The 6015-nt window shown below is 53.6% G+C and carries 6 protein-coding genes; 4 read left to right on the top strand and 2 right to left on the bottom strand.

Features of this window, described 5'->3' with window-relative positions:
• Together ACWISF_RS07645 and ACWISF_RS07640 are read right to left on the bottom strand one after the other, a co-directional pair.
• A partial coding sequence (locus ACWISF_RS07645) for a glycosyltransferase (protein WP_448380990.1) occupies positions 1-1181 on the bottom strand: 1181 nt, incomplete at its 3' end.
• Positions 1182-1186: 5 nt separating this feature from the next.
• Positions 1187-2437 (bottom strand): HlyD family secretion protein, encoded by a 1251-nt coding sequence (locus tag ACWISF_RS07640; protein WP_448380989.1) that lies wholly within the window; start codon positions 2435-2437, stop codon positions 1187-1189.
• Between the two features lie 382 nt (positions 2438-2819).
• On the opposite strand from ACWISF_RS07640, the gene ACWISF_RS07635 reads away from it, so the two are divergent.
• The 4 genes from ACWISF_RS07635 (at position 2820) to ACWISF_RS07620 (ending at position 5624) form a co-directional block, all read left to right on the top strand.
• On the top strand, positions 2820-3311 hold the full coding sequence (locus tag ACWISF_RS07635) for a metal-binding protein (RefSeq protein ID WP_448380988.1): 492 nt from the start codon (positions 2820-2822) through the stop codon (positions 3309-3311).
• A 96-nt stretch (positions 3312-3407) separates the two neighbouring features.
• Complete coding sequence (locus ACWISF_RS07630) at positions 3408-3803, top strand: hypothetical protein (RefSeq protein ID WP_448380987.1); 396 nt, start codon at positions 3408-3410, stop codon at positions 3801-3803.
• A 67-nt stretch (positions 3804-3870) separates the two neighbouring features.
• Positions 3871-4986 carry a glycosyltransferase gene (locus ACWISF_RS07625; RefSeq protein ID WP_448380986.1) on the top strand — a complete coding sequence of 372 codons (1116 nt, stop codon included), beginning with the start codon at positions 3871-3873 and terminating at the stop codon, positions 4984-4986.
• Positions 4980-5624: a hypothetical protein gene (locus ACWISF_RS07620; RefSeq protein WP_448380985.1), complete on the top strand. Its 645-nt coding sequence runs from the start codon at positions 4980-4982 to the stop codon at positions 5622-5624. Before ACWISF_RS07625 ends, ACWISF_RS07620 begins: the two co-directional genes overlap by 7 nt.
• Positions 5625-6015: the final 391 nt, after the last annotated feature.

The raw sequence follows: 6015 nt of genomic DNA, 5'->3' as shown, positions 1-6015 counted from the left end.
GAGAATACCAACTGCAAAGTGCCCTGACACCAGCGCAATCTCTGACTGACAAATGCCCCAATCGTTTCGGGAGCAAGACCTGCGGATAAAACTTCATTTAAGTACTTTACCTTGTACCCAAGTGCCTGCATTTTGATACCGGTAAAATAATCCTCGGTAATACTATCCGTAGGAATGCCCCCAATTTCATCCAACGCCGAGCGACGCATCACAAAGGAAGTGCCACAACAAACAACTGCATCGAAAAAGTCTCGACTGGGTTGGATGTACCGAAAAAATAAGGTTTGTTCATTGTTAACAATTCCCTCTAAGCCGAGATTGACCGAGATGGGGTCTTCGTTAAAAAAATTCTGGGGAGTTTGTACTAAGGCAGTCTTGGGGTCTTGAAAAAAACCGACTGTGCGTTGCAAAAAATTTGTGCAGGGGACAAAATCGGCATCAAACACAGCAATTAGCTCACCGTTGATGGTGGGCAGTGCGTGGTTGATATTCCCTGCTTTGGCATGGCGATTGTCAGGACGATCCCGATATTCACAACCCAGTTCCTTTGCCAATTGCCGCACTGCTGGTCGCCTTGTATCATCAAGTAAATAAATTTTTTTATTAGGGTAATCCATAGCCTGACAGCCGATGACCGTTCTGCGTAAAATTTCTATCCCTTCATTGTAGGTGGGGATCAACACATCAACTGAGGGCAAATAACGCCCTTCTAACACAGCCTGACTCCACCGGTCTGCTTCTGGAGATCGGTCAATTTGGAAGATGTTATGCAGGTAGAAAAAGATGGAATTGCAGAGGGATAAACACTCACCTAGAAATAGGGTAACCGAGAGAGAGGCGCTCAGCAAATCATCCAGGTTCAGACTTGCAAAAAATCGCCAAAGTAAATAACGCAAGCCCCAAAAAGCAGTTACTAAACTCACAATAGCGCGACTGAGTGTATTGGGTTTGGGAAAGAGTTCTTTTAATAAAAAGGTAAAGGATAGCCACACCAGCGCCGGGAGCAATAGGGATTCCCAGGCAGAGCTACTGGGACGAAAAAGGATATTCCCCCAATACCAAATATCTAACCAGTGTGATAAAAGTATATTGAAGTCGAAATAGGATAGGAGCACTGCCCCCAAACTGATCAAACCAAAGCCCAGTAAATAACGTTCAATTTTGGCCAGGCTGCGCTTCATCTGGGTTAGAGAAAAATAACTTCTACACTTTGCCCCACGCTGCAAAACCGCTCCCCAGAGAGGGCTTCACCCCCGTCATCCAAAGTGACTTGCACTTCTAATTCATTGCGCACCAATTCATTAGGAGGCACTGCCACATCCAGACCAGCGGTCACCCGGCCAACCCCACCGCGAATTGCGCGCACTCGTCCCCGATAAATGCGATTGGAACCATCTAAAAGTCTGACTTGGGCAGGCTGCCCTAACCGTAATTTGCGATTGGCCCGTTCGGAAACAAGTGCCGTGGCCCAAACTTCATAGCAATTCAACAATTGCACAATGGCTGTACCTGCACCCACAGGCACCCCCAATTCACCACTGCGGATGTTGACCGACCAAACAACTGATTGAATGGGGCTTTCTAACTTAGCTTCCCGTTGCAAATTGAGCTGCGTCTGGGCTTTGCGTAGTTCTTGTTCTAAAACCAGGATGGAAACTTCGAGTTGACGCTTTTCTTGAGATAAATCGGTGATTTCTTTTTGTAGGTCTAGTAGGCGAATCTGGGGAAAACTAAAGGTACGGGCGGAATCAAGTTGTAACCCTTGTTGGGTTGCCAAAAGTTCACTCAGACTCCTATCGACTTCCGCCTGACGACCGGCGACTAAGGCTTCTGCGGTTTTCATCTCGGCAATGGCTTGGTCTGCTCGCTGTTGTGAAACTGCTCCCTCTTGCGCCAGACGGGTAAACCGTTCGGCCTCCTTACGGGCTAATTCCAAGTTCGCCTGCGCTTGCTTAAGTTCGTGCCGAGCGCGCTCTAAGTTGGCACGGAAAAATTCCATATCTAACCTGGCCTGACTCTGTGCTTTTGCAGCCAGAAAATGCGCAAGTCTTTGGCGATTGTCCAGGCGTTCATTGACCGATTTCAGTTGATTTTGCGCCAGCTTTAACCTACTGCGTAAGTTCTCGACATCAATGGCAATCTGGGGATTGCGTTCATTCCGAATAGCACCAATGAAAAACCCTTTGGGAAGCACACTGCCCACCTGCAGCCGCTCTAAATGGAGAACCCCAGTGATCGGCGCATAAATGGTGATCACTTCGGCGTTGATGTAGCCGACACGACTAATCACTCTGGTTTGCCGTTGCCAGAATAAATAACCGGCAAAGGTCATAAGACCAACGCCAAACAGGATGCGAAACCAACGGAAGAAATTGCGCCGGAGATGTTCCTGATCCACATTTTTTTTAGGCTGATTCTGCAACAGGGCTAATGGCATAGTTGGAATCTTGGTGAGGACATCGGTCAAAAGCTGCGCAAACCCGGCAACAATCATTTAGAGGACAGGACTGGTAAATGGCGAACTGTTTATCAACCCCTTTGTACAATACTAACCAATTTAGCTAAAAATGACAGCATCCCTGGGATGGCCGGCCCCCAAGCACCCATTGATGGAGATTTGTTACGGAGTGGGCGGCCAGGAAATTGCCTGATGAAACCATGTTGAAGGGTGCAAGTAGTTGATTTTGTATTTACATATGTATTTACATATAAGCTCAGAAAACTCTTTGGTTCCAGGTTGATTTTCAACAGGTCAGTTGCGCTTTCCAAAGGCGGGATGAGAACTGTACAATTCCTTTCAATAACTTACGACTGCATGCATGGCCAGTGGCGCAGTCCATGACCGCCTGATTCTCTGGACGGCTCCGGTGGTTGCCGGTTTGGCGTGGCACCTGACCGGCGGGGGACATTTGCCGCTGCTGGTGACCGGCAGCTATGTGTTTAGTGGGTTGATGTTTAGCGGTGATTTGGATATTCCTTCGCGGCAATGGCGGCGCTGGGGACCCTGTAAGGTGTTGTGGATTCCCTACCAAAAGTGCCTCAAACATCGTTCGTTTTGGTCGCATGGCCCAATTGTGGGGACGTTGGGACGGTTGCTGTATCTGGGGGTGGGGGCGGCCATGCTGCTGGGTGTGGGCTGGGGCCTGAGCAGGGGATGGGGCCATCCTTGGCCGGTGGTGCAGTGGGTGCGTCAGTGTGTTGGGCTGTATCGCCGGGAGCTGTGGGCGGTGGGGGTGGGACTGGAGTTGGGGGCGTGGAATCATTCCCTGAGTGATTGGCTGAGTTCGCGGCTCAAAAAATGGCGCGCCTGAAAGGGGAACTTATTGGCAGAAAATGGCTTCTCTCAGCGGTAGGTTTAGAATAGAAATAAAGGGGTTGGTTCTGGGTTCTTTTGGGGGGTTTGGCGGATGAAAACAACGCTGTGGGCAAGCGCTCTAGGTTTGGGTCTGGCGGTCATGGGGACACCAGCGCTGGCTAATCCCTACCCCTATGGCCATCCTTGGATTCAGGCTGGACAACAGCAGCTTATTTATCCCTACAGGTCCTTGATACCCTATTACCTAGCGGGGCCAGCGTATGGCGGGGGGTATGTGTATGTGGCGCCCTTGCAAAAGGTGTATGGGGTGGCGGCACCTTATACGGTGACGATTTATCCCTACGTGAATTACAACTCCAAAAGCGGGTTTTCCTACGGCTTTACGGCGTTTCCGGGGGGGGTTTATCCCCCGGTGGGCGGGTACACAACGCCGGTGTATGGGCCGGGGTGGGTGATTTATCCGAATGCGCCGCGCTACGGCTATTGAGGGGTTACAAGGGGCTTTTTTTGCGGTAGGATGCCTTTGACCTGGCTGTTTGGCAGCGGTGGCCCTCATGCGGATTGCGTTGTTTACAGAGACGTTTTTGCCGAAAATTGATGGGATTGTCACCCGGTTGCGCCATACGATTCGTTGGTTGGGGCGGATGGGGGATGAGGTGTTGGTGTTTGCGCCAGCGGGAGCACCGGCGGAATACTGTGGGGCGAAGGTGGTGGGGGTCGAGGGGATGCCCTTGCCGTTGTACCCGGAATTGAAGTTGGCTTGGCCGCACTGGGGAATTGGGCAGCGGTTGCGGGCGTTTCAGCCGCATGTGGTGCATGTGGTGAATCCGGCGGTGTTGGGGGTGGGGGGGCTGGTGTTTAGCAAGTGGTATCGCTTGCCGTTGGTGGCTTCGTACCATACGCATTTGCCCCGCTACTTGCGGCACTATGGGCTGGGGGCGCTCGAAGGGGTGTTGTGGGCGCTCCTGCGGGCAGGCCATAACCAGGCGCAGTTGAATTTGTGTACGTCCACGGCAATGTTGCAGGAGTTGCGCGCCAATGGCATTGAGCGGTTGGCCCTGTGGCAGCGGGGGGTGGATACGGAGTTGTTTCACCCAGGGCAGTACCGCCAGGAAACCCGGGTGTGGTTGACGGGGGGGCATCCTGAGGCGCCCTTGTTGCTCTATGTGGGGCGGCTGTCGGCGGAAAAGGAAATCGAGCGGTTGCGTCCCCTGTTGACGGCCCTGCCTACGGCGCATTTGGCCTTGGTGGGGGATGGCCCGCACCGGGAAGCATTGCGACAGTATTTCCAGGGCACCAACACGCACTTTATCGGGTATTTGCAGGGGGAAGCGTTGGCGCAGGCGTTTGCGGTGGCGGATGTGTTTGTGTTTCCTTCCTGTACGGAGACGTTGGGGTTGGTGCTTTTGGAGGCGATGGCCACAGGCTGTCCGGTGGTGGCACCCCGGCGGGGGGGAATTACCGATGTGGTGCAAGACGGGGTGCAGGGGTTTCTCTACGAACCGGAGGATGAGCAGGGCTTGGTGCGGGCAGTGCAGCAGGTGTTGGCCTCGCCCGCGCAACGGCAACGGTTACAAGTCGCCGCCCGGCAAGAAGCGGAACGGTGGGGGTGGGAGCAGGCCACGGCTCAGTTACGGCAGTACTACCAGCAGGTGGCGGCGGGATGTTGACCCTGGAAGAACGGTGGCAGGGGGCGCTGTTGGGGGCAGTGCTGGGGGAAATGGGGGCAGACTCGTCCTGCCCGTTTTGGGTGTGGCATCCGCAAGCGCCGGGCAAGTGGGGCCAACGGTTGTATCAAGCCTGTGCCTATTGGGCAGGGCAGTTGGCGGCAGTGTCCCCAGCACAAACGGCGGCGGAGGCTCTGGTACTGGTGTTGCCGGGTTTGTTGTTGGGCTATCCCCAGGGGGAACGGATGCGGGAACTGGTGGCAACGGCGCAATTGCCAGCGGTGGTGGCTGAATGGGCAGGGGTGTTGGCGCTGGCGCTGCAGGGACAGGTGGGGGAACCCCTGAACAGTGGGGACACCTGGCCAGAGGTGGCGCTGGCAGTTACCGACTTTATCGCAGGGGCAGCGGACCCGAGCACGACCTTGACCCTGGGGGTACGGCAGGGGCGTTCGCCGTTAACCCTGTTGCTCACCGGCTATTTGTTGGGGGCTTACGGGGGCGTGCGGGGGTTTCCCAGCGCTTGGGTCGTATCTTGCCTGCAGGATACCCACTGGCGCACGTGGGGAACGGCCTTGTTAACCCGCTGGGCGGGGGTGCGTGCAGGGCATTTTCCTTGGGCGGTAGCCCCCGTTGTCTCCTGAAAAAAGTTCCCTAGCCTGCACTGCCTAAACAGACCCTATAAACATCTCTGGAAATATAGCTAAGCAGGCAAAGGTTGGCATATAGAGCAGATGACTGAATCGATAAGGTCATGAAGATTTTGGGTTGTATAGCTAGGTAGGTTAAGGTTGTCGCCTTAAGATTCATGGCTACGTCACGCTTCGCTATGGGAAACGAATGTGGGGTTACGCCCGGCGACCCATAGCATGTCAATCTTTGTATGCTTAGCTATATAGCTAAGCAGGCAAAGGTTGACATATAGAGCAGATGACTGAATCGATGAGGTCATGAAGGTTTTGGGTTGTGGATGTCATAGTTTTTCTAACTCTTTGCTTGATTCTATGCCATTGATGCTCAATCGGGTTTAAATCG

The organism is Gloeomargarita sp. (genome assembly GCF_053491055.1).
The sequence above is the reverse complement of the archived record's forward strand: the minus strand, read 5'-3'. Positions and strand labels throughout refer to the sequence as shown.

Excerpts from the sequence above, each read along its gene's own strand:
- ACWISF_RS07640 (WP_448380989.1), bottom strand. The coding sequence starts at position 2,437 with ATGCCATTAGCCCTGTTGCAGAATCAGCCTAAAAAAAATGTGGATCAG.
- ACWISF_RS07630 (WP_448380987.1), top strand. The coding sequence starts at position 3,408 with ATGAAAACAACGCTGTGGGCAAGCGCTCTAGGTTTGGGTCTGGCGGTC.
- ACWISF_RS07635 (WP_448380988.1), top strand. The coding sequence starts at position 2,820 with ATGGCCAGTGGCGCAGTCCATGACCGCCTGATTCTCTGGACGGCTCCG.
- ACWISF_RS07625 (WP_448380986.1), top strand. The coding sequence starts at position 3,871 with ATGCGGATTGCGTTGTTTACAGAGACGTTTTTGCCGAAAATTGATGGG.
- ACWISF_RS07620 (WP_448380985.1), top strand. The coding sequence starts at position 4,980 with ATGTTGACCCTGGAAGAACGGTGGCAGGGGGCGCTGTTGGGGGCAGTG.